A 26,949-nucleotide genomic window follows, 5' to 3' on the forward strand; every position below is an offset into this window, starting at 1 on the left:
ATCTCGCCTGCCGTGCGGGCGGTGTCCGGCTGCTGGCGCAGGAGCAGGAGCTGCTGTACGCGTTGTCGGTCGGCCGTCGGATGTCGGCGGTGACCGGGGCGGACGGTGCCCGGAAGCACGGCGGGCCGGGCTCCTGGCCCGGCCGACCGGCGGCGGAAACTGGGGTGGCGCGGGCGAGGAAGCCCCCTGATACCACCCCTCGCTCATCGCCCGCGCCGATTCCCCCCAATGCGCCCCCGCTGCAGCGAGATTAGCGAGCGACCACTGCGACGTCTGTCCGGTTTAGGAGTTATCGCCGGTTGCTCGCCTGGTTCTGCCGGTCCTTCTGCCGGTGCGGTCACGCTCGGGTGTGCAGACCGGCACCGAAGGTCGGACGGGTGTGCGCGGTGGAGGCGCGGAGCCGCTCAGCAGGGGGACGAGTCGGGCGTTTTCAGAACCGTTTCCCCCTCCGGGGCCGTGTCGCTGCTGCCGGCGGTCGCGCAGGGATGGACGGCGTCGCGAATCTGCCGCAGACCGTCCAGCAGTGCGTGCAGCGCCGCCGGGTCGAGTTGACCGGTGAACCAGTCCTCGATGAGTTGGAGGTGGCCGGGCAGGCTCTCGTCGAGCCGCCGCAGGCCGGAGGGGGTCACCACCGCGTACGAGCTGCGTCGGTCGGAGGGGCAGGCGCGCCGGGTGATCAGGCCGTCGCGTTCCATCCGGTCCACCACCCGGGTGACGCCGCTGGTGGAGAGCGACGTCTGCGCGGCGAGGTCGGTCATCCGTAGTTGGTTGCCGGGTGAGCGGGTGAGCCGGGTCAGCACCTCGAACTCGACTGCTGACAGGCCGTGCTCGTCGAGTTGCGTGGCGAAGCGGGCGGAGAGGCCCGCGTGCACCTCGAAGAGGAGGCCGACAGCGGTGATCCGAGGGTCGTCGAACACGTTCGGGTTCACCGGCCCATCCTATCAGTACTTGACACACGGAATATTGCTACGACTATAGTTGCTAACGCAGTCGTTGGGCTACTAAACAATCTCTTCCGGAGGGCAGTCTCTCATGACCAGCAGCACCGAGTCGGTTACCCGCGAGTGGAACGGCCTCACCATCCCGGCGGCCGGCACCTACCTGCTGGACGCGGCGCACAAGCGCGTGGGCTTCGTCGCCCGGCACATGATGGTAAGCAAGGTGCGCGGTGAGTTCGCCGACGCCTCCGCCACCATCACCATCGCCGAGGAGCCCCTGGGGTCCACGGTCAGCGCCACCATCCAGGCCGCCAGCATCAACACCGCGCAGGCCGACCGGGACGCGCACCTGCGCAGCCCGGAGTTCCTCGACGCCGAGCAGTTCCCCACCCTGGAGTACCGCAGCACCGGCGTGAAGTCGCACGAGGGCAGCGAGTTCGTGCTCGACGGTGAGCTGACCATCAAGGGCGTGACGCGTCCGGTGGAGCTGAAGGTCGAGTTCGAGGGCGTCGGCCGCAGCCCGTTCGGCCAGGACATCTTCGGCTTCTCGGCGAGCACCGAGATCGACCGGGAGGACTTCGGTCTGACCTGGAACGTGGCCCTGGAGTCCGGCGGCGTGCTGGTCGGCAAGAAGGTCAAGATCGAGATCGAGGGCGAGGGCATCCGCCAGTCCTGATCCCGCACGCGAAAGGGCCCGCGCCGACCGCGCGGGCCCCTTCGCTGTCCGGTCCGGTCACGATCGCGGTGCGGTTTGTCACAGGTTGTTAGCAGGGTCGCGGGTGGCGCGACGGACCCGCCCGGGTAGGAATCCCGGCGGGAGCGGCTCACCCGCCCCGTCGATGGGTCCGACCCACCCGCAAGGCGGGTGGACTGCGGCAATGGACCGATCTTCGGGCCATCCGGTTCGGCGCTTTCACCGAGTATGGTTCACACTGCGCTGCGGAACGGCACCGTTCCGTCGCGTCGCGCGCCGGGAGGAAACATGGGCAGGGACGTCGACCGAGCCGCCTTCTCCCGTGAGGATCGAATCCGGTACCGCCAGAAGGTACGCCGTTGCCTGGACGTCTTCGCGTTGATGCTGGACGACTTCGGGTTCGACGCCGACCGGCCGATGACCGGGCTGGAGATCGAGCTCAACCTGGTGGACCCGCTCGCCGAGCCGGCGATGCGCAACGAGGAGATCCTCGCCGCCATCGCCGATCCGTTGTTCCAGACCGAGCTGGGCCAGTTCAACCTGGAGCTGAACGCCAACCCGCGATTGATCTCCAACGGCGGGTTCGCCGACTACGAGCGTGACCTGCGCGGCAGTCTGGACCGGGCGAACGAGCGGGCGGCCCGCTCGGACACCCGGATAGTCCTGGTCGGCATCCTGCCCACGCTGACCGAGCGCCACCTGGTCGCGGACAACCTCTCCACCAACGAGCGGTACCGGGTGCTCAACGACCAGATCGTCGGAGCCCGGGGCGAGGACATCGAACTCGACATCCGGGGCGTCGAGCGCCTGCGTACGCACACCGACTCGATCGCGCCGGAGGCCGCCTGCACCAGCCTCCAGTTCCACCTCCAGGTCGCGCCGGACAGCTTCGCCGACTACTGGAACGCCTCCCAGGCCATCGCCGGGGTGCAGGTGGCGGTGGGCGCGAACTCGCCCTTCCTGTACGGCCGCCAACTCTGGTCGGAGACCCGGATCGCCCTGTTCGAGCAGGCCACCGACACTCGGCCGGATGAGCTGAAGGCACAGGGCGTACGCCCCCGGGTCTGGTTCGGGGAACGCTGGATCACGTCCATCTTCGACCTTTTCGAGGAGAACGTCCGCTACTTCCCGCCGCTGCTGCCGATCTGCGAGACGGAGGATCCGGTGGAGGTGCTGCACGCGGGCGGCGTACCGGAGCTTGCCGAGTTGCGGCTGCACAACGGCACCGTCTACCGCTGGAACCGGCCGGTGTACGACATCATGGACGGCCGACCGCACCTGCGGGTGGAGAACCGGGTGCTGCCCGCCGGGCCGACCGTGGTCGACATGCTGGCCAACGCGGCCTTCTACTTCGGGATGGCCCGTGGCCTGGCCGAGGCCGACCGGCCGATCTGGAGCCAGCTCACCTTCAGCTCCGCCGAGGAGAACTTCCACGCCGCCGCCCGACGGGGCATGGACGCCGTGCTGCACTGGCCGCGCCTGGGTGAGGTGCCGGTCACCACGCTGGTGCTGGACGTGCTGCTGCCGATCGCCGCCGCCGGGCTCGACGGGTTCGGGGTGTCCCCGGCGGAACGGGACCGCCTACTCGGCATCATCGAGCAACGCTGCCGTACCGGACGCAACGGAGCGGCCTGGCAGACCGCGGCGGTGTGGACCGCCGAGCGGCAGCACGGCCTGGACCGGACCGCCGCCCTGCACCACATGCTCCAGCGCTACGCCGAGTTGCAGCGCACCAATGAGCCGGTGCACACCTGGCCCGTCGACTGACCCGCCGCGCCGACGTCGAGCGCCTCGGCGCGCACCGCCGGGTCAGCGGCTGCGGCGGTTCCGTCGGCCGGTGCCCTCGGGGGCGCTGTCGGACGTGTCGCCGTCCGACGGCGTGGTGTCCGGGGTGGATGGCGTCGACGGCCCGTCGGAGGTCGGCGAGCCGCCCGGGGTGACGGGTGCGTCGTCGCCGACCGCCCCGCTCCTGCCGCCGAGTCGCCGTCGGGCCGTGCTGGTGCTCCGGGGCGTGGCGCGCACGGACTCCTTCGCACTGTCCGCCGCCGGTCCGTCGAGCGTCGATCCGGACCCGGCCGGGTCGGGCGTGGTCGGGTCGGCGGTGGTCGAGTCGGACGCCGTCCGTGTGCGCGCAGCGCCCTCGTCGGCTGCTGGTGCGGTGTGGGCGTCGTCGGCCGCCACGCGTTGCCGGGGTACCCGGGGTACCTCGCCGGTGGGCGGCAGGTCCTGCCTGCGCCGGGCGGCCCGCTGCGCGAGTGCCGCGACCAGGACCGACCCGCCGATACCGACGATCACCGCGTACGGGGCGATCAGGTGGGCCGACACCTGCTCCGGGCTGATCGCGGTCAGCCTCGGCACGGCCAGGAAGTAGGCGACGGCCACCAACAGCGGTCCGGCGGCACCGGAGGCGGTGGCGCCGACCCGTCGATCCGCCGGGCGGACGCCGTGACGGGCGGCCAGCGCGCCGATCAGCAGCGCCGAGGTGAGCGAGAGGACGGCGCCGGGCCAGTAGAAATAGTCGCGGATCCAGAACTGGGGGTTGTCCGAGCTGAGTTGCCAGATGCCGAGCTGGGCCGTGGTGAGTCCACGACCGGCGAGCACCGAGTCGACCACGGCCACCACGGCGAGCAGCCAGAGCCAACCGGCGGTGGCGATGACGTTGGTGGCGGCCGCCCGGCAGCGCAGTGCCCAGACCGCCACCAGCACTCCGACCAGTACGCCGATCGCGGCGTAGCCGGCGGCCATGTTCCGTGGCGACGGGGTGTCCGGCACCTCCGCCACCCGCGCCGGTACGGCGACCAGCAGCACGGTGATCAGTGCGCCCAGGCCGGCGGCACCGGCCAGCGCGATCCACCAGAGGCCACCGCCGTCACCGACCTCCCGACGTGCGTCGGTCGACCCGGCGGCGGGCGACCGAACGTCGTTGTCGGACCGGACGGTGTCGGCCCCGGCGGTGTCGCTCTGCGGGGCGGTGTCGACCGACGGCGGGTCGGCGTCGGGGGGTGCGACGGCCGGACCGGAAACCGGGTGCGGGCCGTTGCGGCGGTCGCGTAGTCGTTGCGCACAGACCGCGCCGAAGATCGTCGAGGTGGCGGCGATCCAGGTGGCCCAGATCAGGCTCGCCACCCAGGCCGCGGTGCCGGCGGTCGCCTCGGTCGGTGCCCAGTTGAGAATGCCCAGGCCGTATCCGAAGCCCAGTTGGGCGGCCCCGGCACCGGCTGCCACGCCGGCCGCGGTGGCGATCGATCCTCCCCAGCCCTGTCTGGCCATGCCGGGCAGCGTAACGTCCTGTGGTCGGTGCGGCGAGTCGTGCGCAGTACCAGGCGGCAACAGTGACGGACAGTGCTTGGCGTCGGCGACTACGGTCGCCGGTGATAGGGCGGTGGCGGAGATGACGGACGAATCCACGGATCGGGGTGAGGTGCGCTCCGGTGCCGGCCCGGACCGCACGAGGGTGGTGATCGGCGGCGGGCTCGCGGCGGTGCTCCTCGCCGTCATCGGGGCGGCCGGCGGATGGATGCTGGCCGGCGATCAGGAGTCGCCACGCGACACGACCCTCGACGCGAGCGGCAGTCGGGCTCCGACGTCCGAGGGCTCGCCGACGCCGCGCGAGAAGCCGACGACGGCGACCAGCCAGCCTGCCCGGCCCGCGCCGAGCCGTTCCGGCCTGACCGTGCCGGAACTCGTCGGGATGGACTTCGAGGAGGCCCGGGAGGAACTGCGGGACCGTGGGCTGGGCTGGCATTTCGTGTTCGGCAGCAGCGGCGACAGTTCCAGCGTGCGCAGCACCGAGCCGGCCGCCGGTGCACCGGTGAAGCGCGGCGTCACCGTCAAGATCATCGTGGCGGGTGCGGCACCGGAGACTTCGGTCCCGGACGTGGTCGGCGACTCGTGCGGCGAGGCACAGGACGAACTCGTCGACGACGGCTTCTCACCGCGTTACCCCACCGGGAGGTCCGGCACGGTCACCGCCCAGGACCCGACCGGCGGCGCCGTCGGGAAGTGGAACGACGCGGTCCAGATCTGGTGCGGCACGACCCCGAGCCCGGAGGCCAGCGACCAGTAGCAGTGACGCGCTTCCGACACGCTGATGCCGGCCGATGGCCCGACGAACCGTTAGGTTGACCGTCGAGGGCCATGCCGCCCGCCGGACCGGCGGAAAGGACGTGCGATGAGCGACGACCGCCAGGAGCCGCCCGAGGACGCGTCGGACGACCGGACCCGCCGGATCCCGCCGGTCACCGGACGCCCCGACGAGACCGCTCCGCTGGACCGTACGCCCGGTGACACCGCACCCGACGCGACCGCGCCGATGGACCGTACGCCCGGAGAGCCCGCACCGGCGGACGCCACCGCGCCGTTGCCCCCGACGCAGCGGTCCGGGTCGGCGGCGTGGTCGGGCCGCGCGGAGGTGCCGTCGGTGCGGCCGGGTTTCGACGGCGAGCCGGCCGGTGGTGACTGGTACCCCGACGACCAGGCGAGCCGGCGCTGGTGGCTGCCGATTCTCTGGGGTGTCGTCCTGCTGCTCCTGCTCGGCCTGCTCGGTCTGGGCCTGTGGTTGGTCCGGCAGGCGCTGGACGAGGACGGATCGACGCCACCGTCGCCACAGCCGACGACACAGGCACCGCCGACCACCGCCGCACCGTCGCCGACCACCCCGTCACCGTCTTCACCGCCGACCACCAGCGCCGCCCCGGCCCAGCTTCCGGTGCCGCCGTTGACCGGGCTCTCCGAGGCGGCGGCACGGGCGCTGCTGGACCAGCTCGATCTCGGCTACGAGGTGGAGTACCGGCCGTCGGACCAGCCCTCGGGCACGGTGATCGCCACCGAGCCGGGTGCGGGTGTATTGGTCGAGGCGGGTGACGAGATCAGACTGGTGGTGGCTGCCGCGAGCCCGAGCCCGTCGCCGACGACCGGTGCGCCGACAGCCGAGCCGACCGGCACGGCGACCCCGACCGCCTGAGGGCCGGTCACCACATCCGGCGTCTGGTGCCGACCAGGCCCAACCCGGCCAGTGAGATGGCCAACCCGAACACGCCGGACCAGAAGAGCGAGCGGCTGAGATCCTGGCGAGGATCCGCACGGGTGGCATGGGCCGTCGGGGCCGTCTCCCGGTCCTGGTCGTCCACCGACACGGCACCGCCGTACGCGGTGGCCGGGTCGACGCCCGGCTGGTCGCTCGTGCCGAACCGGTCCCAGCCGCCGGTCACGCCGTACGGGCCGGTCGGTTCGGTCTGCACCACGGTGATCTCTGGTGCCGGCACCGGCTCGGCCAGCCGGGTGGACGAGAGGGCGGGGTCCCGGACCAGCACCAGCATGGTGGTGGCGGCGCCGAGCAGCGCCAGGACTCCGAAGGCGTAGGTGATGCGGGATCGTCGGGGCTGTCGCGTGGGCAGATTGACCATGGCCATCCCAGGTTCAGGGCCCGGGACGCGCGGGATGGAGACTTTGCCGGGGTGGGCATACCGATTCTATGGCGTCGGCATGCCCCCACGGCGGCTGTTCGTGATGCTCAGCCCACCCGGACCGGTGTTCGGGTGACCGGCCGACGGGCCGAGCGGACGGTGTGCGGACGAGGCTGCGGAGCGGCCTGGATCTGCTCCAGACCCGCTCGCTGGACGAAGATCGAACGCCGGTTGACCGCGTCCCCCGCCGCGTTCAACTCGTAGCCTTCGAGCCAGAGCCAACCGTCGTAGGTGGGTCGGTCGAGTACCCGGATCACCCGGAACTGGATGGGCTTGCTGCGGAACTGGACACTCGCCGCGCGAGTCACGTGCAGTACGTCACCGGAGCGGGGATGCACATGGGCTCCTGAGAAGGGTTGGCCGGCGGGGAAGGCCGGCGGGGGCGATCGGGGGGAGATGCGGCTCCGGCGACGAGGTCGTGTCTCGTGCGCCGGTTCGTGGCGCGGGCGTTGGTCGGTGCCGGGAACGCTGGTGGCGCGCCGCTCGACCGGTGCGGGCTCAGGTGGTGTCGCCGGAGCCGCCGTCGGGGGTGGGCGGCGGGTTCCCCTGCGGGAGATCCGGGCCCGTGACCGACGGTCGGGTGTACGCCCCGTCCGCGGCTCCGCCGTGGAGATCACGGGGGGAGACGGCGCGGAGACGGTGCGTAACCCAGGTCATACGGACAGAGTGCATCAGAGGCGTGCTGCATGCAAGTTGCACGTAGACTTTTGCCGATAAGTGAGCGGCTCGCACGAAACGGCGCTTGAACGCGCCACCACCCGAGCGGCACACTGAGGAACGGTTTCGCCGCCGCGGCCGGCCGACGACCGGCACCACCCCAATGCCGCGTACGCTCGCCAGCCCCGACGGTCGCGCCCGAGGCGGGTGTCGAACCAGCGGCGCGTCGAGGCGAGAGGTGACAACGGGTGAGCGAGCGCCGCAGTCCGACCATCCGGCGGCGCCGGCTCGGCGCGGAGTTGCGCCGCCAACGCGAGGCCGCCGGCATCACCATAGAAGCCGTCGCCGAGCAGTTGGAGTGCTCGGCGTCGAAGATCTCCCGCATCGAGACCGGCCACACCTCCGCCACGCCCCGCGACGTGCGGGACATGCTCCGGATCTACGGTGTGGTCGGCGCCGAGAGTGACGAGCTGGTCCAGATCGCCCGCGAGGCGCGACAGAAGGGCTGGTGGCACCCGTACAGCACGGTGTTGGTCGGTGCGTTCGTCGGCCTGGAGGCGGCGGCCAGCTCGATCCGTGCGTACGAGCAGCAGGTGATTCCCGGACTGTTGGAGACCGAGGAGTACGCCAGCGCGATGATCAAGGCCGCCCGTCCGGACTTCACCCCCGAACAGGTGCAACAAAGAGTGCGTGTCCGACTCGGCCGTCAGTCGTTGTTGACCCAGGATGATCCGGTCGATCTGTGGGTGGTGCTCGATGAGGCGGTGCTGAGCCGTCCGGTTGGCGGGGACACGGTCATGCGTGGCCAGCTCAAACGATTGGCGGAGGTGGCCCAACTGCCGAACGTGACGCTCCAGGTCCTGCCGTTCGAGGTAGGGGCGCACGCCGGCATGGACGGCACCTTCACGATCCTCAGCTTCCCCGAACCCGGTGATCCGGATGTCGTGTACGCGGAGAACGCCACGGGTGGGCTTTTCCTGGAGAAGAGCGACGAGCTACAGAAGTACAGCTTCATCTTCGATCACATTCGAGCAGCGGCCCGACGTCCGGAGGAGTCCGTCGAGTACATCGCGAGACTGGCAGAGGAGCCGTTGTGGAAGTGGCGACGCAAGGATTCTCCGTGGACCTGACGCAGGCGACATGGTTCAAGAGCTCGAAGAGCGGCCCGAACTGTGACAACTGCGTGGAGGTGGCGTACGTGACCGGGGCGGTCGGCGTCCGGGATTCGAAGGACAAGGCCGGTCCGGCCCTCGTCTTCGCACCGGGACACTGGCACGCCTTCGTCGCTGGCACCAGGGACGGCGCGTTCGGCCGTAGCTGACTGGCGGTAAGCGGTGTAGACGGTCCCCGTCCGGCCTGGCCGGACGGGGACCGTGCGTTGCGGCACGGGCCCGCCGGTCGGCCGGGACGGCTGCCGTCGCCACATCGACCGTGTCTCGTTGTACTACTCGGTACGCGCTGGTCGACATCCCCCCGGCAGGGCGGGTAACCGAGCGAGGCAGGCGAGACGGAATGACGAACATCGGATCAGAGAACATCAGCAACGGCCCGGCCAAGGCGGAGCGCTTCGGCGGGCAGTACCGCGGCGCCCGCAGGGACAGCATGCTGACCGAGGTGCCGCCCGACGGTGATCGCGGCGGGCGGGACGTCAGAGGCGTGGCCGAGTCGGTACAGTCGCAGCACGCGCCGTCACTGGATCCGAACCCGCTCACCGAGGCATCGTTCCCGCCGCCGGGATGGCCGATGGCGGAGAATCCCTCCCTGGTGGACCACCCACTGATGCACGGGCTGATGATGGAGCTGCCGCCGCGCGGCAGCGTCCCGCCGCCCGGCTGGCTGGACCGCTGGTTCGAGGCGACCCGGGCGATCCTGGAACTGCTATACGTGCAGGGCTCGGGCCGGCTGCGCTGAGGTCGCCGCCCGCTCCGGCATGGCCAACTCGGCGAGCCGGTTGTGCCGCAGCGCATGGCGTACGCCGATGGCCGCCACGCCCAGCGCGCCCACGGTGACCGCCGGTCCGGCCGCACCGGGCCCGAAGAGCTGACCGGCGCCGCTGGCCGCGATCAGAGCCGGCAGCAGAGCCAGCCCGGTCACCTGCAACGGCAGGCCGATCAGCGGATGGGCGGCGGCGGCCCGCAACCCGTGCGGGGCCGGGGTCCGGGGGGCGGTGGCGAGCGTGCTGGCTCCGGCCAACAGGCGGCGGACCCGGCGGACCGTGCAGATCGCCACCACGGCGGCGGGTACGGCGGCCAGCGTGAGTCCGCTCGCGGCCCGATCGGCCAGGGTGGCCCCGGGAGTGCTCAGCCCGGCGATCGGCAGCGCCACCGTCAGGGCGAGTCCGACCCCGGTCAGGCCGAGCAGCCAGCCGGTGTGTCGGCGCAGGCCGCGGGCGTGGGTCATCCGGGGCAGCCCGTCCGCGAGGTATCCGGCGACCCACCAGACGGTGGCGACCGGGAGCAGGAGGGCGAGATGGCTCTGCATGCCCATCAGACTTGCCCGATTTCCGCTCTCGCGAATCCGGGCCCGCCCCCCGTTCGTCCCGTACCTGGTCCCCGTAGGGGGCCATCGCACCGACGTGATGGGAGATCCGGCATGTTTATCTGCCTCCGGGCACACCACTACTCTCACCTCGATCGGCATTCATCGATCAACCTGCCACGAGCGGGTAGACGATCAGGGCCGGTCGGAGGGAGGTAGGAAGATGGCTCTTCCACACAGGTCCGTACTCGTCGGCCTGGCCGCGCTGGCCATGGTCGCCACTGCCACGCCGGCCATGGCGGCCGAGCCGGTCGGCACGATCAGGAGTGCCGGCGGTGCCACCGCCGTCGAGGGCAGCTACATCGTCGTGTTCAAGGACGCCGAGGTGGGCCGCAACGCCGTCGGTTCGTCGGTGGACCGGCTGGTGCGCCGCCACGGCGGCAGCACGGCCCGCACCTGGACCGCAGCGGTACGCGGCGCGGAACTCCGGGTCAGCGCCAAGGCTGCGGCGCGGATCGCCGCCGACCCGGCGGTGGCGTACGTCGAGCAGAACCACACCGTCACGATCAGCGGCACCCAGACGAACCCCCCGTCCTGGGGCCTGGACCGGATCGACCAGCGGAACCTGCCGCTGAACAGCTCCTACACCTACCCGAACACCGCCTCGAACGTCACCTCGTACGTCATCGACACCGGCATCCGGACGACCCACTCCGACTTCGGCGGCCGGGCGACCTGGGGCACGAACACCGTCGACACCAACAACACCGACTGCAACGGCCACGGCACCCACGTCGCCGGTACGGTCGGCGGCACCGCGTACGGCGTCGCCAAGGCCACCCGACTGGTGGCCGTCAAGGTGCTGAACTGCCAGGGCAGCGGCACCAACGCCGGAGTCATCGCCGGCATCGACTGGGTCACCGCGAACGCGGTCAAGCCGGCCGTCGCCAACATGAGCCTGGGCGGCGGGGCGAACACCTCGGTCGACAACGCGGTGATCAACTCGATCAACGCCGGCATCACCTACGCGGTGGCCGCCGGTAACGGCAACGCGCTCGGCCAGCGGCAGAACGCCTGCAACTACTCGCCGGCCCGGGCCGCTCCGGCGATCACCGTCGGCGCCACCCAGAACAACGACGCCGCCGCGAGCTTCTCCAACTTCGGCACCTGCGTGGACATCCTCGCGCCGGGCGTGAGCATCACGTCGGCCTGGCACACCGGCGACACCGCGACCAACTCGATCAGCGGTACGTCGATGGCGTCCCCGCACGTGGCCGGCGTCGCCGCGCTCGTGCTGTCGGCCAACCCGTCGTGGACCCCGCAACAGGTCCGGGACTACCTGGTGGCCAACTCCACCCCGAACGTGATCACGAACGTGGGCACCGGCACCCCGAACCAGCTGCTCTACGTGGTCAACGGCGACACCCCGCCGCCGACCAACGACTTCTCGGTCTCGGTGTCGCCGACCGCCGGCTCCACCGCGCCCGGTGGCTCGGTGACCACGAGTGTGTCCACCGCCACCACCAACGGGTCCGCGCAGTCGGTCAGCCTCTCGGCGAGCGGTCTGCCGTCCGGGGCGACCGCCTCGTTCAGCCCGGCCACCGTCACCTCCGGCGGGTCGTCGACGCTGACCGTCACCACCTCGGCAGGTACTCCCGCCGGCACGTACCCGGTGACGGTGACCGGCAGCGCCGCCTCCGGCAGCAGGACCGCGACGTTCTCGCTGACGGTGACCGGCAGCGGCAGCGGCGGCTGCACGGGCAGCAACGGCACCGACGTGGCGATCCCGGACGCGGGCGCGGCGGTGACCAGCTCGATCACCATCGCCGGCTGCAACCGGAACGCCGCGTCGACCTCGACCGTCGCGGTGAACATCGTGCACACCTACCGGGGTGACCTGGTCGTCGACCTGCTCGCGCCGGACGGCTCCTCGTACCGCCTGAAGAACAGCAGCATCTTCGACGGCACGGCCAACGTGAACGCCACCTACACGGTGAACCTCTCCAGCGAGGCGGCGAACGGCACCTGGCGACTCCAGGTGCGGGACGTCTACAGCGGAGACACCGGCTACGTGAACACCTGGACGCTGACCCTCTGACGTCCGCAACGGCATCGGGCCCCCGGCATCACGCCAGGGGCCCGGTGGTCGTTCGACGCCGTGGTCAGACCGCGAACGTGCGTGGACGCTCGGTGGCCGGAGCCGGCGGCCGGGCCTTCCACAGCCCGGTCTTCTGCGCGAACAGCCGGCCGAGGTAGGCCGGGTTGAGGATCACGTAGCGACGCCAGAGCCGCTTCGGCTCCAGCCCGAGCCGCCAGAACCACTCCAGCCCGGCCCGCTGCATCCACGGCGGCGGCTGACGCAGCAGTCCGGCGTGATAGTCGAAGGCCGCGCCGACCGCCATCATCGGCATGTCCAGCAGCGGACGCATCGCGTACGTGAAGACCTCCTGGCGGGGGCAGCCGAGGCCGACCAGGACGAGCCGGGCGCCGCTGGCCCGGATCCGGTCGGCGATCTCGACGTCCTCGCCCGGCTGCACGGGGCGGAACTTCGACGCCTCCACCCCGGCGATCTTCAACGCCGGGAACATCCGCTCCAGCTCCGGGATCAGCCGGGCCAGCGTCTCGTCGGTCGAGCCGTACAGGTAGACCGGCAGGCCCTCGTCGGCGAAGCGGGAGAGCACGTGCAGGGTCAGCAGCGGCCCGTACACCCGGTCGGTGAGGCCGGCGCCGTGCAGCAGGTTGAGCGCCCAGCGCACCGGCTGGCCGTCCGGGGTCACCACGTCGAACGAGTTGAGTCGCGCGTTGTGCGGTGGGTCCAGTACGCCGGTCATCACGCCGTGCACGGCCAGCGCGGTCAACGCCATCGGGCGGCGTTCCTGCGCGGCGGCCACCACCCGCTCGGTCGCCTCGGCGTAGGTCGTGGCGTCGACGAGGACGCCGAGGACGTTCTTCTTGGTCATGCTCCGGGCACCCACTTGTCCACGTTGGCCTCGTAGATCTCACGCATGATCATGGGTACGTCGTAGACCTGCTTCCAGTCCGGGTAGTCGGCCTGGAACGCCTCGTTGGAGCCGATCCACCACTTGTGGTCGCCGACCCGGTTGGCCTCGACGTACTCCGAGATCATCTCTTGCCCGGTGATCCGCTCGGCCTCGGTGAACGCCTCCCGCATGGAGGTGTTCGAGTGCCGGCCGCCGCCGAGGTTGTACACCGCCGCCGAGCGCGGGTCGCGGAAGAACGCCTCGAACGCGGAGACCACGTCCGAGCTGTGGATCGCGTCCCGCACCTGCTTGCCCTGGTAGCCGTAGATCTTGTACGTCCGGCGCTCCAGGTTGCAGCGCATCACGTACGCCAGGAAGCCGTGCAGCTCGGTCGCCGAGTGGGCCGGGCCGGTTAGCGTCCCGCCCCGGAAGCAGGCGGTCCGCATGTCGAAGTAGCGGCCGTACTCCTGCACCATCACGTCCGCGGCGACCTTGGAGGCGCCGAAGATGGAGTGCAGGCAGGCGTCGATCGACATGTCCTCGCGGATGCCCTGCTCGTACGGGTGGCCCGGCTCGATCTCCCAGCGGGTCTCCTGCTCGACCAGCGGCAGGCTGTTCGGCCGGTCGCCGTAGACCTTGTTCGTGGAGCAGTGGATGACCGGTGCCTCCACGCAGTGCTCGCGGACGCTCTGCAGGACGTTCAGGGTGCCGGCGGCGTTCACGTCGAAGTCGGTGAACGGGTCGCGCACGGCCCAGTCGTGCGAGGGCTGCGCGGCCGTGTGGATCACCACGGCGACGTCCCGGCCGTACCGCTTGAACAGCGCGCCGAGCGCGCTGCGGTCGCGGATGTCGATGCTGTGGTGCGAATACCGCTCACCCAGCTCGTCGGTCAGCCGGCGGACGTTCCAGGCGGTGGACGCCTCCTCGCCGAAGAACTCCTGCCGCATGTCGTTGTCGATGCCGACGACGTCGAGACCGAGGCCGGCGAAGTGCCGGACCGCCTCGGAGCCGATCAGCCCGCCCGAACCGGTCACGAATGCGACACTCACATGCCACTCCTGGTGCGTCGGAGGCAGAAACCATCGGAGCATAGCGTGACGTTTCGTACGCCTCGATACGGAGCGAGGGCCCCGCGTCGCCGCGGAGCCCTCGTCTGTGGTGGGGAAGGGGGGAGTTGAACCCCCACGCCCTTTCGGGCACACGGACCTGAACCGTGCGCGTCTGCCATTCCGCCACTTCCCCGTGGCATGACCTCGGGCAGCGTAGCCCGTGCCAGCTCCACCGTCTCCGGCGGACCTCGGCAATGCTACGTGACCCTCGGTCGTGACCGCGAATGGCATTCGCTGCTTCCAGCGGTTACCGTTCGTGGCGGACGAAAGAGTAGCACGACGATTCGAGGCCGTCCGAACGGGCCGTGGCCTGCTCGCCGAGCGGCGTGTGAGCTGCGTGCGCTCTGGACGGATACCATCATGTCCTCGGGACCCGAGGAGGAGCCGGTGAGCGTGCTGCAACGCTTCGAGAAGCGTCTGGAAGGCCTGGTAGAGGGGGCCTTCGCCAAGGTCTTCAAGGGGGTCGTGCACCCCGTGGAGATCCTCAACGCCATGCAGCGGGAGGCCGAGGCGCACAAGGCCATCCTGGCCGGTGGGCGCACCTTGGTGCCGAACCGCTACGTGATCGATCTCTCGCCGTACGACCACAGTCGGCTGGCGCCGTACGCCGCCGCGCTGGCCCAGGAGTTGGCCCAGTCGCAGGCGGAGTTCATCGGCGAGCAGGCCTGGACGGTCTACGGCGACGTGATCGTCGAGATCGAGCGCGGTGAAGGGCTGGACACCGGCATGTTCCGGGTCACCGCCGAGGTCTACACCGGTGGCGAGGTCGCCCCGGTCTCGGCGCCCGGCGGCGGGTACGACGCCGGTCCGCCCGGCTACCCCTCGTACGACCAGGGTGGCGGCTACGGACCCCCGCAGGGGCACGGTGGTGGCCGCAACGTCCGGCTGGTCTCCGGTGACGGCCGCACCTACCCGCTCCAGATGGGCTCGACCGTGATCGGTCGGGGCGACCAGGCCAACCTGCGTCTGCCCGACGTGGGCATCTCCCGGCGACACGCCCGGCTGGACTTCGACGGCGGCCAGGTCGTGCTGACCGATCTCGGCTCGACCAACGGCACGATGGTCAACGGCCAGCGGGTCTCCGCCGTGGCGCTGAACCCCGGCGACATGATCCAGCTCGGTACGACCACCCTGACCTTCCGCGTGGACGGCTGACCCGCCTTGCCGGAACTCGTCATCACCGTCGCCCGGTTCGGATTCCTCGTCCTGCTGTGGATCTTCGTGTTCACGGTGGTCGGCGTCATCCGTCGGGACCTGTTCGCGGGGGCCCGCTCAGGTCGGCTCGTGGCCGCACCCCGAGCGGTCGGCGCGTCGACCGGTCAAGCGACGGCGAAGCCGGCGAAGGTCAAGCGGGGACGGGCGGCACACCAACTGGTGGTGACCGCGGGGCAACTGGCCGGCACCCGGATCACGTTGGGCGAGGCACAGATAACCATCGGTCGGGCCGAGGACTCCACCCTCGTCATCACCGACGACTACGCCTCCGCGCGACACGCCCGGCTCGTACCGCGTGACGGGCAGTGGTTCGTCGAGGATCTCGGCTCGACTAACGGGACGTACCTCGATCGCGCTAAGGTCACCGGACCGACCCCCGTCCCCCTCGGCGTGCCGATCCGGATCGGCCGCACCTCTCTCGAATTACGGCCATGACTCTGACCCTGCGCTATGCGGCCCACAGCGACCGCGGTCTGATCCGTGACGGTAACCAGGATTCCGTCTACGCCGGACCGCGGCTACTCGCCGTCGCCGACGGCATGGGCGGCATGGCCGCCGGTGACGTCGCCAGCAACATCGTCATCGGTGCCATGGCGCCGCTCGACGAGGACGTCCCCGGTGACGCCCTGGTCGACGCGTTGCGTTCCGCCGTGGGCACCGCCAACCAGCAGCTCCGCGACACCGTGGAAGCCAACCCACAGCTGGAGGGGATGGGCACCACGCTCACCGCGACCCTCTTCTCCGGCAGCAAGCTGGGCATGGTCCACATCGGTGACTCGCGGGCCTATCTCCTTCGTGACGGCGAGTTCGCGCAGATCACCAAGGACGACACCTACGTCCAGATGCTCGTCGACGAAGGCCGGATCAGCCCGGAGGAGGCGAGCAGCCACCCCCAGCGCTCGCTGCTCACCCGGGCCCTGGACGGCCGGGACATCGACCCCGAGTACTCCGTGCGCCAGGTGCTCACCGGTGACCGCTACCTGATCTGCTCCGACGGACTCTCCGGCGTGGTCAGTGCGGAGACCATCGGCGAGACCATGCGCGAGTACACCGACCCGCAGCAGTGTGTCGAGCGACTCGTGCAGCTCGCCCTGCGCGGCGGCGGTCCGGACAACATCACCGTGATCATCGCGGACGCCACCGACCGGGACATCGTCGAGGCGGCACCGATCGTCGGCGGCGCTGCCGCCCGCGACCGTGGCATGGCTACCTCGGCCGACGTCTCCACCCCGGCCGCCCGGGCCTCGGCGCTCTCCGCCCCCCGCCCGCCCGTGCCGGAGGAGCCCGCCGGCAACGGCGACGACGAGCCGGAGCCCCGTCGGCGACCGCTGCGGGCGCTGGCGATGACGACCGCCCTGGCGGTGATCCTCGCCGGCAGCCTCTACGGCGGGTACACCTACACCCAGCGGCAGTACTACGTCGGCGCCACGCAGGACGGTCAGGTGGCCGTGTTCCGCGGCATCCAGGGCCAGATCGCCGGGATGGACCTCTCCACGGTCCACTCCGAGAGCAGCGCCCAGCTCGACGATCTCACCCTCGCGGCACAGGAGCAGGTCAAGCAGGGCATCCCGGCCAAGAGCGAGCCGGACGCGGAACGCCGACTGGCCGAGTTGACGGTGGACAGCCCCACCAACGTCAACCTCAAGCCGATCTGCCCGCCCGCGACGCCCCCGCCCCCGACCCCCGACGCGGGCGAACCCTCGCCGGCACCGGATGCGCCGAGCGGCTCACCGAGCCCGGTCCGCAGCGCGTCGGTCTCCGCCACGGGCGGCTCCGCGACCCCACCGGTGCGGCCGTCCGACAACGGGGCGGCGGCCCTGCCCACCGGTACGCCCGACGCCACGCCCGACACCTTCTCGCCCACCGTCGACCCGGCGGCCTGCCGGTCGCCCGAGTAGGCACCGGCACCCGAACCGAGGACGATCGTGACCGCAGCGGCCACTCCGGCAACCTCGCCCGCCAACGCGGGCGAGCGTTCCGGCGTACGCCAGGCCCGGTCCCGACGCAACGCCGAGCTGTCGCTGCTGTTGCTGGCGATGGCCCTGGTCGCGGCGTACGGGGCGATGGTCGAGGCGAACGTGCTCGACACGGTCACCCCGACCTTCTGGGTGCCGGCCGCCGCGCTCACGGCGGTGTTCCTCGGCCTGCACCTGGTGATCCGGTTCCTGGCGCCCTTCGCCGACCCGGCCCTGCTGCCGGCGGTGGCCCTGCTCAACGGGCTCGGGGTCGGCTTCCTGCACCGGCTGGACCTGGCCCGGTCGGCTCCCGAGGACCGGGTCGACATGGCCACCTTCGCCGGCACCGGCGGGCGGCAGTTGGCCTGGACGCTGGTCTCGGTGATCCTCGCCGCCGGGCTGCTGGCCCTGATGCGCGACCACCGTTCGATCTCCCGGTACGCGTACACGCTGGGCCTGGCCGGCATCGTGCTGGTCATGCTGCCGGCCGTGCTGCCGGCCAGCATCTCCGAGATCAACGGTGCCAAGCTCTGGGTACGCGTCGGCAGCTTCTCCATCCAGCCCGGCGAGTTCGCGAAGCTCGCCCTGCTGGTCTTCTTCGCCTACTACCTGGTCCGCAAGCGCGAGGTGCTCTCGCTGGCCAGCCACCGGTTCCTCGGCATCGACTTCCCGCGCGGCCGTGACCTCGGCCCGGTGCTCGTGGTCTGGGTGATCAGCCTGCTCGTCCTGATCTTCGAGAAGGACCTGGGCACCTCGCTGCTCTACTTCGGCATGTTCGTGGCGACGGTGTACATCGCCACCGAACGGGTCAGTTGGCTGCTCATCGGTCTGGTCCTCTTCTTCGGCGGCGCCTACCTCGCGTACGTGCTCGGGGAACTGGTCGGTGGACCGTTCGCGAACTTCTACGTCCGGGCCGAGATCTGGCTCGACCCGTTCGCCGAGCCGTACGACTCCGGCTACCAGTTGGTGCAGGGGCTGCTCGCGCTCGGCACCGGCGGGATGTTCGGCGCCGGACCGGGCGGCGGCCAGCCGCTGCTGCTGCCGGAGGTGCAGAACGACTTCATCTTCGCCGGCCTCGGCGAGGAGATCGGCCTGTTCGGTCTCTCCGCGCTGCTGGTGATCTATCTGCTGATCGTGGAGCGCGGCCTGCGGGCCGCCATCGCGGTCCGTGACTCCTTCGGCAAGCTGCTCGCCGGTGGCTTGGCCTTCACCCTCGCGCTCCAGGTCTTCGTGATCGTCGGCGGCATCAGCGGGCTGATCCCGCTCACCGGTCAGACCACTCCCTTCCTCTCCGCCGGTGGCTCCTCGCTGATGGCGAACTGGCTGCTCGTCGCGGTGCTGCTGCGGGTCTCCGACGCCGGGCGGCGCCCGGTGACCGGGGTCGGTGGCAAGGTGAACCGTCCGTCCGGCGGGCCGCCCGAGCAACTGCACGGTGCCCCCACGGAGGTGATCAAGCCGTGAACGCACCCCTGCGCCGGGTCGGCGTCGTCGTCATCGTCCTGTTCGCCCTGCTCTTCGCGAACCTGAACTGGATCCAGGCGTACAAGGCCGACGAGTACCGCACCAGCGACTACAACGGCCGGGTCCAGGTCGCCGAGTACGAGCGCCGTCGCGGCAACATCGAGGCGGGCGGCACCGCACTGGCGGTCAGCAAGGAGACCGAGGGCGAGCTGAGGTTCCTGCGGACCTATCCGGGCGGGGCGAAGTACGCCCACGTGCTCGGCTACAAGCCGGTCAACCTCGGCGACACCGGGATCGAGCGCTCCGAGAACGACTTCCTCGCCGGCACCAGCGACCAGCTCATCGCCAACCGGATCAAGGACATGTTCACCGGCGACCGCACCGCCGGCGGAAACGTGCTGCTCACCCTCTCCAAGGGGGCCCAGGACGTCGCGTACGACCAGTTGCGCAACAACAACCGGGGGGTGAAGAAGGGCGCGGCGATCGCCATCGACCCGAAGACCGGGGCGGTGCAGGCACTGGTCTCCATGCCCAGCTTCGACCCGAACCCGCTGGCCAGCCACAACACCAGCGAGGCGACCAAGGCGTACAACGAGCTGGAGCAGGACCCGCAGCGTCCGCTGCGCAACCGCGCGCTGGCCGAGGTGCTGCCGCCGGGCTCCACGTTCAAGATGGTGGTGGCCGCCGCCGCGCTGGAGAACGGGATCGGCAAGGACACGAACATCCCGGCCGGCCCCAGCTACACCCCGCCCACCTCCGGCGAGGCGATCACCAACGCGGTGCCGTCGATCTGCCCGCAGTCGCAGGTCACGCTGATGAAGGCGGTCACCGACTCCTGCAACACCGGCTTCGCCAAGCTCGGTGTGCAGCTCGGCCCGGACGTGATCAAGGAGAAGGCCCGGCAGTTCGGCTTCGAGCAGGAGGACCTGACCGTCGGCCGGCTCGGCGAGGGCGGCCAGTCGGTGGCGGCCAGCCGTACCGGCGACATGCTGAACCCCGACGGCGGGGCCGACCCGGCGGCGCTGGCCCAGTCCTCCATCGGGCAGCGCGACGTGCGGATGAGCCCTCTGGAGGGGGCGTTGATCGCCGCGGCGGTCGCCAACCAGGGCAGCCAGATGCGGCCCTACCTGGTACGCCAGCTCCTCGGGCCGGACCGCACCACCGTCTACGACCCCGCCCAGCCGCGTGAACTGCGCCGGCCGGTCAGCCGTGAGGTCGCCGCCGACCTGCGGGACATGATGGTCAGCGTGGTCGAGAACGGCACCGCCCGCTCGGCACAGATCAACGGCTACACCGTGGGCGGCAAGACGGGCACCGCCCAGTCGGCGCCGGACCGGCCCGACCACGGCTGGTTCATCGGTTTCGCCATCGACTCCAACGGGGAACCGGTCTCGGCGGTCTGCGTGCTGCTCGAAGAGGCCGGCAGCGGCGGCAGCGCAGAGGCGGCCCGGATCTCCGGGCAGATCATGCGCGCCGTCATCGCCGACCGTGGGGGGCGTTGACATGCTCAGTCCGGGAGTTCAGCTCGGTAACCGCTACCGTCTCGACGAACGCATCGCCAGCGGCGGCATGGGCGACGTCTGGCGCGGCCTGGACCAGGTGCTCGGCCGTACGGTCGCGGTGAAGAGCCTGCTCCCGGCGTTGATGGACGAGCCCGGTTTCGCCGAGCGGTTCCGTGGCGAGGCTCGCACCATGGCGACGATCAACCATCCGGGTGTGGTCGACGTCTACGACTTCGGCAACGACCAGCAGATCGCCTTCCTGGTGATGGAGTACGTGGAGGGCGACCCGCTCTCCGCCACGCTGAGCCGGGTCGGTCGACTCACCCCGGCCCGGACGATGGCGTTGGTGGCGCAGGCCGCCGACGCGCTGCACGCGGCCCACCTCAAGGGGATCGTGCACCGGGACGTGAAGCCCGGCAACCTGCTGGTCCGGCCGAACGGCACGCTGGTGCTGACCGACTTCGGCATCGCCCGCTCGGAACTCGTCGGCCAGCTCACCGCCGCCGGTTCGGTGCTCGGCACCGCCTCGTACATCTCGCCCGAGCAGGCCACCGGTCAGGTCGCCACCCCCGCCTCGGACGTGTACGCCCTCGGCGTCGTCGCGTACCAGTGTCTCGCCGGACGCCGTCCCTTCGAGGGCGACAACCCGCTCGACATCGCCATGCGACACGTGCGGGAGACCCCGCGACAGTTGCCGTCCGACATCCCGCCGCAGGTCTGCGCCCTGGTGGAGCGGGCCATGGCGAAGGACCCGAAGGACCGCTGGCAGAGCGCCGCCGCGCTGGCCGGGGTGGCCCGGCAGCTCAAGACGGCACTGTCCCAGCAGGCGCGGGCGGGTGGGCAGAAGGCCAACCCGATCTCGGCCGCTCCCGCCTCACCGGCTCCGGGGCGCGCCCAGGTGCCGACGCCGCAGCCGCCGCGTCCTCCGGCGGCACCGCACTCGACACCTCCCGGCCGCCCACCGGCTGTGAACCACCGGCCGCCGATGGCGGCCCGTCACCCGGCGGCGCAACCGCTCCGTCCCACGACCGTCGCTCCGGCCGTCCCGGCGATGCCGGCTGGCCGACCGATGCCACCACCCAACAACTATCAGCGTGCCGCCGCCACCCCGCCGCCCGGCTACCAGCTCCGACCCGCTCCACCACAGCAGGCGCCCGGACGGTCGCGTTCCGGAGTGCTGTTCCTGGCGGTGATGCTGGGCGTGCTGGTCCTGCTCTGTTCCGGCGTGATTTCCTACAACGTGCGACTGAAGAACAGCGCCGACCTGCCGGTCGGGGTCTCTGTGCAAACGGTGTCGTCCGTCGTGCGTGGGTTCGACGGGCGAGACGATCCGGCCGGTACGGCGTACCGTCGACTGGATCAGCCCCGTGGAGGCAGCCACGAGACGACGACGAGCGAAGGACGACGGACGCGATGACAGCGCAGGCCCGCCTGCTCGGTGGCAGGTACCAGGTCGGCGAGCTGCTCGGTTATGGCGGCATGGCCGAGGTGCATCGTGGTCGCGACCTGAGGCTCGGTCGGGACGTGGCGATCAAGATGCTCCGGACCGACCTGGCCCGGGACGCCACCTTCCAGATGCGGTTCCGTCGGGAGGCGCAGAACGCCGCCTCGCTCAACCACCCGGCCATCGTCGCGGTCTACGACACGGGTGAGGAACAGGCGCCGACCGGCGAGACCCTTCCGTTCATCGTGATGGAGTTCGTCAACGGGCGCACCCTCAAGGAGGTGCTCGGCGCCGAGGGCCGGCTACAGCCCCGGCGGGCGCTGGAGATCTCCGCCGACATCTGTGCGGCGCTGGACTTCAGCCACCGGCACGGCATCATCCACCGCGACATCAAGCCCGGCAACGTGATGCTCACCCAGACCGGCCAGGTCAAGGTGATGGACTTCGGCATCGCCCGGGCTCTGGCCAGCGGTGCCACCACGATGACGCAGACCAGCGCGGTCATCGGCACCGCGCAGTACCTCTCCCCGGAGCAGGCGCGCGGCGAGGCCGTGGACGCCCGCTCCGACGTGTACGCGGCCGGCTGCGTCCTCTTCGAGTTGGTCTGCGGCCACCCGCCGTTCGTCGGCGACAGTCCGGTCAGCGTCGCGTACCAACACGTCCGGGAGACCCCGCCGACGCCGAGCGACCTGAACCCGGACGTCAACCCGGCGGTCGACGCGATCGTGCTCAAGGCGCTCTCCAAGAACCCGCTCAACCGTTACCAGAGCGCCGGCGAGATGCGTGCCGACATGCTTCGGGCGGCGGCCGGTCGTCCGGTGATGGCGACGCCGGTGATGCGCGAGGACGAGACCGTCGCCATGGCCCCGTCCTCGGGCTACTCGTCGGGTGGGGCAGGTGGTGCCACCCAGACGCGGCAGATCCCCGCCCGGGTCGGCGATCCGCGCCAGCGGCGCGCCTCGTCCTGGCTGATCGCCATGTTCGCCGCGCTCGGCGTGCTCGCGGTGATCGCGCTGGTCGCCGCGCTGCTGTTGAACCAGCGCGATGACGAGGACACTCCGGTGCCCACCCTCACCGGGCTCACGCAGCAGGACGCATTCGCCCAGATCGAGCAGAACGGCCTCACCGCGGCGCTCGGCGACCCCGTTCTCTCCTCCGACTGCAAGAAGGGCGCCGTGGTCAGCCAGACCCCGGCCGCCGGCGAGCGAGTGCAGCCGAACAGCACGGTGACCGTGCAGATCTGCGACGGGAAGCCCGTGGTGACCATCCCGGCCGTGGTCGGTGGCACCCAGGAGTTCGCCGAGCAGCAGCTCAAGGAACTGAAGCTCGACGTGGACGTCAAGGAGGACAACAACGCCGCGCCCGAGGGCCAGGTGTTGGCGATCGATCCGGGCGTGGGCGAGCGGGTGGAGGAGGGGAGCAAGGTCACTCTCACCGTCTCCAAGGGCAACGTGGTCCGGGTGCCGGACGTCGCGAACCTCACCGAGGACGAGGCGCGCAAGAGGCTGCGGGACGCGGGCTTCGAGGTCCGGGTCGAGCTCGGTCGTGAGGTGCCTGCGGACCAGGCCGGACGGGTGCTCGACCAGAACCCGAACGCCAACACCCAGCGCACCAAGGGCAGCAGGGTGACGATCACGATCTCCGTCGAGGAGGAGGTGGAGGACCCGGACCCGCCGACGCCGACGCCGCCGACCGGGTCTCCGAGCACCCCGCCCCCCGACGAGGACGACGGTGGTGGCGGCAGCGGTAACGGTGGCGGCAGCGGTGGTGGCGGCGGTCAGGTCATGCCGAGTCCGGGCTTCCCGCCGTTCCGGTTCCCCGGCGAGTGACCGAACCGGCCCCGGCCGGTGTCCCGGTGCGGTGGCGACGCCGCCTGATCCGGGTCGCCGTGCTCCTCGCGGTCGCGCTGCTGCTGGTGAGCGTGCCGTGGTTCTGGACGACGGTGTCCGCGCGCGGACACGTCCACACCGAGGCCGACGCGCCGAGCGTCGACGTGGTGATCGTCCTGGGCACGGCGGTGACCGAGAACGGGCAGCGACCCGGCATCCGGCTCGCCGGACGCCTGGAGACCGCCGCTGAGCTGGTACACAGCGGGCGGGCCCGGGTGGTGCTGGTGTCGGGTGACGGTGGCGGGACGTCCGGGGACGAGCCGGCGGCGATGGCCGCGCACCTGACCGGGCCGCTCGGTGTCGACCCGCAGCGCGTCGTCACGGATCCGCACGGCCTGGACACGTACGACACCTGCCTGCGGGCACGGGACGTCTACGGAATCGAGCGGGCCCTGATCGTCACGCAGTCCTACCACCTGGACCGGGCCGTGACGCTCTGCCGACATCTCGGCATCGACACCGACGGGGTCACCGCCCGCTGCACCGGCTGCGGATCGAGCCTGCTGGCGCAGAAGGCGGCCCGTGACTACCTGGCCAGCGGCAAGGCGGTCCTGGACGCGGTTCGCCACCGACCGCCTGCGGTCAGCTCGCCCGCCGACCCGAGCGTCACGGACGCGCTGCGTCGATGACCGCTCCGGTGATCCGACGGGCGGGTGGCCGCTTCGGCCGATCCGGGCGCTGGGCCACCCGGCACGGCGGAGGCCGCCGGTCGGTGACCGCTTCGCTGTACCGGTGACGGACCGGCGTCAGGTGGTGGCGAAGGCGGCGCGGCGGCGGGTGTCGACCTCGGCGGCCAGCGCGGGGGCACGGTCCAGCGCCTCCCGGTAGCCGCAGCCGGCCAGCCAGTTCGCCAGCATCAGGTGGCCGCCCTCGGTGAGCACCGACTCCGGGTGGAACTGCACACCCTCGACGGGCAGCGTCCGGTGCCGCATCGCCATCACCACGCCGGACTCCGTCCGGCCGGTGACCTCCAGCTCCTCCGGCAGCGTCTCGGGCAGGACGGCGAGCGAGTGGTAGCGGGTCGCCGTGAACGGGTCGGGCAGACCGGCGAGTACGCCGACCGAGTCGTGGCGTACCTCCGAGGTCTTGCCGTGCAGCAGTTCGGGTGCGCGGGCGACGGTGGCGCCGTACGCCTCGCCGATCGCCTGGTGACCGAGGCAGACGCCGAAGATCGGGATCTCGCCCGCGTACCGGCGGATCACGTCGAGGCAGATGCCGGCCCGGTCGGGGCTGCCCGGTCCCGGTGAGAGCAGGATGCCGTCGGCACCGGCCCGTCCCACCTCCGCCACGTCCATCTCGTCGTTGCGCCGTACCTCGCACTCGACGCCGAGCTGGCCGAGATACTGCACCAGGTTGAAGACGAACGAGTCGTAGTTGTCGATCACCAGGACGCGCATCGGCCTCACTCGTCTTCGTCCGGCGGCGGGGTGTTGTTCCGGTCGGTGTCGTACGGCAGGTCGTGCTCGTCGCCCGGCGGGGCGTCGGAGGGGTCCTCACCGGGCACCACGTCACCGCCGGGTACCCCGGGACCGTCGTCCTGCTGGGTCACCTGGACGTCCTCTCCGGTGAACGGGAGGTGCGGCCCGGCCCAGGGGAACACCACGTACCAGAGCAGCGCCACCGCGGTGGTGGCGAGCAGCAGACTGCCGACGAGTTTGCCGGGCACCCCGAAGGGCAGCTTGCGCCAGATCCAGGCGTACATCGTCAGGCTCCCAGCTCCGCCGGGCGCCCCTCGGCCTTCGGCTGCGTACGGGTCAACTCGGCGTGGACGATCAACCGCTCGTAGTTGTCGAACTTGGGGTTGCAGGTGGTCAGCGTCAGCATCCGTTTGGACGGCCGGACCCCCGGCCGCCCCGGCACGGGCGCGACCACCTCCACCTGGGACGGCTTCACGATGTGGTTCTCGGTGACCTGGTAGACGTACCAGTCGTCGCGGCCCTCGACCACGATGGCGTCACCGTCGCGCAGCTCGTCCAGTCGCCAGAAGGTGGCCCGGTTGCGGTGCCCGGCCACGGAGAAGTTGCCGACCTGACCGGGCAGGGCGCTGTCCGGGTAGTGGCCCGGCGCGTACCGGATGTCCTCCTGGCGGACACCCTCGACGACGATCCACTCCTTCTCGAACTTCGGAATGTAGAGCCCGGCGATCGGCTTGCCGTTGACCGGCGGTTTCGGGGACGCGGACGCCGAGGCGCTGGCCGAGGGAGCCACCGTCGGGTCGCCCTCGGGCCCCCACGCCTGCGCGAGCTGCTGGCTCAGCTCGCCCTGGTGCGCGTCGACGATCGCCGACTTGCCCCAGATCTCGTATCCGGCGAAGAGGAGCACCACCAGGCCGAACGTGATCAGCAGTTCGCCGCTGAAGCGCAGACTGGTGCGGACCCGGGACCACGCGGACGGCCGGGTCAGCTCGGAGTAGACGCTCTTGTAGCCCTCGTCGGTCTGGTGCGGCCGGAGCTGCACCACCCGGTCGCCGCGTCGCGGCTTGGGTGCCTCGGCCCCCTTGTCGGCACCGTCAGCCGGGTCGTCGGTCTTCGGCGGCCGGGGTACGGCTCCCATCAGGGCGGTGGAGTCCATCGCGGGCGGGGTGCTCGGCCGGGTGCCGGTGATCGCCGGGATGAGGGCGGTGGCGCCCGGGTCGGCCGGTCGCCCGCCGTCCGGGCGGGAACCGCCGGACGCCCCGCCGGGCGGCGACAACGCCGGGGTGGTGCCGGTCGGCGACGTCGGGCCGCCGCGCGTCGGCGAGGAGGGGGTGCCTCCCGTCGGTGGTGGCGTGGAAGCTCCCCCGGTCGGCGACGACGTGGGCGGACCGCTGGTCGGGGAGGTGGCGGAGCGGGCCGGGCCGCCGATCGCCGGCATCAGCGCCGTCGGCCCCTCACCCGCCCAGCCATGCTCGGTGGGCTGCCCCGAGGCTGAGGCGTCGCGGCCGTCCCGGTTTCCCGCCCGCCATGCTGCGGGCGGCGGCGGGCCGGCGGGCTGAGACGTCGGGTGCTGCCCCGCCGGGTGCTGCCCCGCCGGGTGCTGCGGAGCTTGGTGCTGCGGGCGGGTGGGCTCCGACGGCGGAAGCTGCCCGGGCTGCGTACCGTGCCGCGCCTGCGCCGGGTCGAGACCGTGCCGGGCGTACGGCGACTGTCCCGGTCCGACAGGTGGGGTCTGGGTCGGTGGGT

27 protein-coding genes and 1 tRNA gene are annotated in these 26,949 nt (G+C 71.2%); 17 read left to right on the forward strand and 11 right to left on the reverse strand.

What is annotated here, in order from left to right:
• Positions 1-404 precede the first annotated feature (404 nt).
• Positions 405-929 (reverse strand): MarR family transcriptional regulator, encoded by a 525-nt coding sequence (locus ABZ738_RS17810; RefSeq protein WP_176092214.1) that lies wholly within the window; start codon positions 927-929, stop codon positions 405-407.
• Positions 930-1,032: 103 nt separating this feature from the next.
• On the opposite strand from ABZ738_RS17810, the gene ABZ738_RS17815 reads away from it, so the two are divergent.
• Positions 1,033-1,614, forward strand: a complete 582-nt coding sequence (locus ABZ738_RS17815) for a YceI family protein (protein WP_131051395.1) — start codon at positions 1,033-1,035, stop codon at positions 1,612-1,614.
• Positions 1,615-1,920: 306 nt separating this feature from the next.
• Positions 1,921-3,399, forward strand: a complete 1,479-nt coding sequence (locus ABZ738_RS17820) for a glutamate--cysteine ligase (RefSeq protein WP_131051394.1) — start codon at positions 1,921-1,923, stop codon at positions 3,397-3,399.
• Between the two features lie 42 nt (positions 3,400-3,441).
• Here ABZ738_RS17820 and ABZ738_RS17825 read toward each other — a convergent pair whose 3' ends face one another.
• Entirely contained in the window at positions 3,442-4,902 is a 1,461-nt protein-coding gene (locus ABZ738_RS17825) for a hypothetical protein (protein WP_357214439.1), read from the reverse strand.
• 121 nt (positions 4,903-5,023) lie between these two features.
• Between ABZ738_RS17825 and ABZ738_RS17830 the strand changes: the two genes are divergently transcribed.
• Together ABZ738_RS17830 and ABZ738_RS17835 are read left to right on the forward strand one after the other, a co-directional pair.
• Entirely contained in the window at positions 5,024-5,698 is a 675-nt protein-coding gene (locus ABZ738_RS17830; RefSeq protein WP_131051392.1) for a PASTA domain-containing protein, read from the forward strand.
• A gap of 105 nt (positions 5,699-5,803) precedes the next feature.
• Positions 5,804-6,595, forward strand: a complete 792-nt coding sequence (locus tag ABZ738_RS17835; protein ID WP_357214442.1) for a PASTA domain-containing protein — start codon at positions 5,804-5,806, stop codon at positions 6,593-6,595.
• 7 nt (positions 6,596-6,602) lie between these two features.
• Here the strand turns inward: ABZ738_RS17835 and ABZ738_RS17840 are convergent, their stop codons facing one another.
• Positions 6,603-7,043: a hypothetical protein gene (locus tag ABZ738_RS17840; RefSeq protein ID WP_131051390.1), complete on the reverse strand. Its 441-nt coding sequence runs from the start codon at positions 7,041-7,043 to the stop codon at positions 6,603-6,605.
• Between the two features lie 101 nt (positions 7,044-7,144).
• Positions 7,145-7,435, reverse strand: a complete 291-nt coding sequence (locus ABZ738_RS17845; RefSeq protein WP_131051389.1) for a hypothetical protein — start codon at positions 7,433-7,435, stop codon at positions 7,145-7,147.
• A 567-nt stretch (positions 7,436-8,002) separates the two neighbouring features.
• Here ABZ738_RS17845 and ABZ738_RS17850 point away from each other — a divergent pair.
• The 3 genes from ABZ738_RS17850 (at position 8,003) to ABZ738_RS17860 (ending at position 9,665) form a co-directional block, all read left to right on the forward strand.
• Positions 8,003-8,884 carry a helix-turn-helix transcriptional regulator gene (locus ABZ738_RS17850; RefSeq protein ID WP_131051388.1) on the forward strand — a complete coding sequence of 294 codons (882 nt, stop codon included), beginning with the start codon at positions 8,003-8,005 and terminating at the stop codon, positions 8,882-8,884.
• Positions 8,854-9,075, forward strand: a complete 222-nt coding sequence (locus ABZ738_RS17855; RefSeq protein ID WP_131051387.1) for a DUF397 domain-containing protein — start codon at positions 8,854-8,856, stop codon at positions 9,073-9,075. The genes ABZ738_RS17850 and ABZ738_RS17855 overlap by 31 nt, the downstream gene beginning before the upstream one ends.
• 191 nt (positions 9,076-9,266) lie before the next feature.
• On the forward strand, positions 9,267-9,665 hold the full coding sequence (locus ABZ738_RS17860; protein ID WP_131051386.1) for a hypothetical protein: 399 nt from the start codon (positions 9,267-9,269) through the stop codon (positions 9,663-9,665).
• Here ABZ738_RS17860 and ABZ738_RS17865 read toward each other — a convergent pair.
• Positions 9,633-10,235 (reverse strand): hypothetical protein, encoded by a 603-nt coding sequence (locus ABZ738_RS17865; RefSeq protein ID WP_131051385.1) that lies wholly within the window; start codon positions 10,233-10,235, stop codon positions 9,633-9,635. The genes ABZ738_RS17860 and ABZ738_RS17865 overlap by 33 nt on opposite strands.
• Before the next feature lie 220 nt (positions 10,236-10,455).
• Between ABZ738_RS17865 and ABZ738_RS17870 the strand changes: the two genes are divergently transcribed.
• A complete protein-coding gene (locus tag ABZ738_RS17870; RefSeq protein ID WP_357214448.1) occupies positions 10,456-12,330 on the forward strand; it encodes a S8 family serine peptidase in 1,875 nt (624 codons plus the stop codon).
• Positions 12,331-12,394: 64 nt separating this feature from the next.
• Here ABZ738_RS17870 and ABZ738_RS17875 read toward each other — a convergent pair whose 3' ends face one another.
• The 3 genes from ABZ738_RS17875 to ABZ738_RS17885 form a co-directional block, all read right to left on the reverse strand.
• Complete coding sequence (locus ABZ738_RS17875) at positions 12,395-13,192, reverse strand: WecB/TagA/CpsF family glycosyltransferase (protein ID WP_357214451.1); 798 nt, start codon at positions 13,190-13,192, stop codon at positions 12,395-12,397.
• Positions 13,189-14,304, reverse strand: a complete 1,116-nt coding sequence (locus ABZ738_RS17880) for an NAD-dependent epimerase/dehydratase family protein (protein ID WP_176092219.1) — start codon at positions 14,302-14,304, stop codon at positions 13,189-13,191. Before ABZ738_RS17880 ends, ABZ738_RS17875 begins: the two co-directional genes overlap by 4 nt.
• A 65-nt stretch (positions 14,305-14,369) precedes the next feature.
• Positions 14,370-14,455, reverse strand: a tRNA-Leu gene (locus ABZ738_RS17885).
• A gap of 227 nt (positions 14,456-14,682) precedes the next feature.
• On the opposite strand from ABZ738_RS17885, the gene ABZ738_RS17890 reads away from it, so the two are divergent.
• From ABZ738_RS17890 to ABZ738_RS17925, 8 genes are all read left to right on the forward strand, one after another.
• The gene (locus ABZ738_RS17890) at positions 14,683-15,477 is read left to right on the forward strand and encodes a DUF3662 and FHA domain-containing protein (protein ID WP_131051381.1); all 795 of its coding nucleotides are present in this window, start codon (positions 14,683-14,685) and stop codon (positions 15,475-15,477) included.
• Positions 15,478-15,483: 6 nt separating this feature from the next.
• The gene (locus ABZ738_RS17895; RefSeq protein ID WP_111242783.1) at positions 15,484-15,972 is read left to right on the forward strand and encodes an FHA domain-containing protein; all 489 of its coding nucleotides are present in this window, start codon (positions 15,484-15,486) and stop codon (positions 15,970-15,972) included.
• Positions 15,969-17,435 carry a PP2C family serine/threonine-protein phosphatase gene (locus ABZ738_RS17900; protein ID WP_176092220.1) on the forward strand — a complete coding sequence of 489 codons (1,467 nt, stop codon included), beginning with the start codon at positions 15,969-15,971 and terminating at the stop codon, positions 17,433-17,435. The genes ABZ738_RS17895 and ABZ738_RS17900 overlap by 4 nt, the downstream gene beginning before the upstream one ends.
• 138 nt (positions 17,436-17,573) lie before the next feature.
• The gene (locus ABZ738_RS17905) at positions 17,574-18,953 is read left to right on the forward strand and encodes an FtsW/RodA/SpoVE family cell cycle protein (RefSeq protein ID WP_236145568.1); all 1,380 of its coding nucleotides are present in this window, start codon (positions 17,574-17,576) and stop codon (positions 18,951-18,953) included.
• On the forward strand, positions 18,950-20,455 hold the full coding sequence (locus ABZ738_RS17910; RefSeq protein WP_131051378.1) for a penicillin-binding transpeptidase domain-containing protein: 1,506 nt from the start codon (positions 18,950-18,952) through the stop codon (positions 20,453-20,455). The genes ABZ738_RS17905 and ABZ738_RS17910 overlap by 4 nt, the downstream gene beginning before the upstream one ends.
• Position 20,456: 1 nt before the next feature.
• Complete coding sequence (locus ABZ738_RS17915; protein ID WP_357214458.1) at positions 20,457-21,872, forward strand: protein kinase; 1,416 nt, start codon at positions 20,457-20,459, stop codon at positions 21,870-21,872.
• Positions 21,869-23,728 carry a Stk1 family PASTA domain-containing Ser/Thr kinase gene (gene pknB, locus ABZ738_RS17920; RefSeq protein ID WP_357214461.1) on the forward strand — a complete coding sequence of 620 codons (1,860 nt, stop codon included), beginning with the start codon at positions 21,869-21,871 and terminating at the stop codon, positions 23,726-23,728. The genes ABZ738_RS17915 and pknB overlap by 4 nt, the downstream gene beginning before the upstream one ends.
• Positions 23,725-24,417: a YdcF family protein gene (locus ABZ738_RS17925; RefSeq protein ID WP_176092223.1), complete on the forward strand. Its 693-nt coding sequence runs from the start codon at positions 23,725-23,727 to the stop codon at positions 24,415-24,417. Before pknB ends, ABZ738_RS17925 begins: the two co-directional genes overlap by 4 nt.
• 117 nt (positions 24,418-24,534) lie before the next feature.
• On the opposite strand, the gene ABZ738_RS17930 is transcribed toward ABZ738_RS17925, so the two are convergent.
• From ABZ738_RS17930 to ABZ738_RS17940, 3 genes are read right to left on the reverse strand one after another with little or no spacing between them, the layout of a single operon-like run.
• On the reverse strand, positions 24,535-25,185 hold the full coding sequence (locus tag ABZ738_RS17930) for an aminodeoxychorismate/anthranilate synthase component II (protein WP_357214464.1): 651 nt from the start codon (positions 25,183-25,185) through the stop codon (positions 24,535-24,537).
• Positions 25,186-25,190: 5 nt separating this feature from the next.
• Positions 25,191-25,490, reverse strand: coding sequence for a hypothetical protein (locus tag ABZ738_RS17935; RefSeq protein WP_357214467.1), 300 nt, complete (start codon positions 25,488-25,490; stop codon positions 25,191-25,193).
• Positions 25,491-25,492: 2 nt separating this feature from the next.
• On the reverse strand, positions 25,493-26,359 hold the full coding sequence (locus tag ABZ738_RS17940) for a class E sortase (protein WP_131051409.1): 867 nt from the start codon (positions 26,357-26,359) through the stop codon (positions 25,493-25,495).
• On the opposite strand from ABZ738_RS17940, the gene ABZ738_RS17945 reads away from it, so the two are divergent.
• Positions 26,349-26,762, forward strand: a complete 414-nt coding sequence (locus ABZ738_RS17945) for a hypothetical protein (RefSeq protein WP_176092224.1) — start codon at positions 26,349-26,351, stop codon at positions 26,760-26,762. The two genes, ABZ738_RS17940 and ABZ738_RS17945, sit on opposite strands and share 11 nt — an antisense overlap.
• Positions 26,763-26,949: the final 187 nt, after the last annotated feature.

The sequence above is a fragment of the Micromonospora sp. NPDC047793 genome (assembly GCF_040642635.1).
GTDB lineage: Bacteria > Actinomycetota > Actinomycetes > Mycobacteriales > Micromonosporaceae > Micromonospora.